At 68.1% G+C, this 973-nt stretch carries 1 protein-coding gene and 1 pseudogene; both read left to right on the top strand.

Annotated features, from left to right (window positions below; translation table 11 throughout):
- Nucleotides 1–853 (top strand): LLM class flavin-dependent oxidoreductase (locus EN914_RS36560; protein ID WP_127389743.1); only part of this gene is annotated, 853 nt, incomplete at its 5' end.
- A pseudogene (locus EN914_RS40070) lies at nucleotides 850–973 on the top strand (ABC transporter permease); the annotation flags it as partial. The gene EN914_RS36560 and the pseudogene EN914_RS40070, both read left to right, overlap by 4 nt.

Raw genomic sequence — 973 nt, 5'->3', positions numbered from 1 at the left:
CTTGAGCAATGGCCGCCTGCTGCTCAATGTCGTGGTCGGCGGCAACCCGACCGAGCTCGCCGGCGACGGCGTCTTCCTGCCGCATGACGAGCGCTATGCCCAGGCGCATGAATTCCTGACCATCTGGCGCGGCCTGGTGTCCGGCGAGCGGGTCAATTTCAACGGCAAATATTACCGCGTCGAAAATGGCCGCCTCGACCTTCTGCCGCACCAGGAACGGCCGCCGCTCTATTTCGGCGGATCGTCGGATGCCGGCCAGGATCTCGCCGCGGACCTCGTCGACATGTATCTGACCTGGGGCGAACCGCCGGCACAGGTGGCCGAGAAGCTGGCCGCGGCGCGCGCAAAGGCGGCGCGGCGCGGCAGAAAACTGCGCTTCGGCATCCGGCTGCATTTCATCGTGCGCGAGACCGAGGACGAAGCCTGGCGCGCCGCCGACCGGCTGATCAGCCATGTCACCGACGCCCAGATCGAGAACGCGCAGGCGCGCTTCCTCAACCAGATGGATTCGGTCGGCCAGCGCCGCATGGCGGAGCTGCATGGCGGCCGCCGTGACAGGCTGGTGGTGTCGCCCAATCTGTGGGCCGGCGTCGGGCTGGTGCGCGGCGGCGCCGGCACGGCGCTGGTCGGCACGCCGGAACAGATCGCCGGGCGCATCCGCGAATACCAGGCGATCGGCATCGATACCATCATCGGCTCGGGCTATCCGCATCTCGAGGAGGCCTACCGCGTCGCCGAGCTTCTGTTTCCGAAACTCGGGCTCGGCACCAGGCGGCAGCGGGCGCATGAGAACATCGCCAACGAATTCTCGGTCGGCTTCCATGGCGCCAACCGCCTGCAGGCTTCGTCATGAGCTTTTCCACGCGCCTGCATAGCAACGCCACCGGCTGGCTGCTGCCGGCGCTGGTGATTGCCGGCTGGGAGATTGCCAGCCGCGCCGGCGTCATGCCGGCCAACGTGCTGCCGGCGCGGC

This window comes from Mesorhizobium sp. M7A.F.Ca.CA.001.08.2.1, from assembly GCF_003998455.1.
Classification (GTDB): Bacteria; Pseudomonadota; Alphaproteobacteria; order Rhizobiales; family Rhizobiaceae; genus Mesorhizobium; species Mesorhizobium ciceri.
The sequence above is the reverse complement of the archived record's forward strand: the minus strand, read 5'-3'. Positions and strand labels throughout refer to the sequence as shown.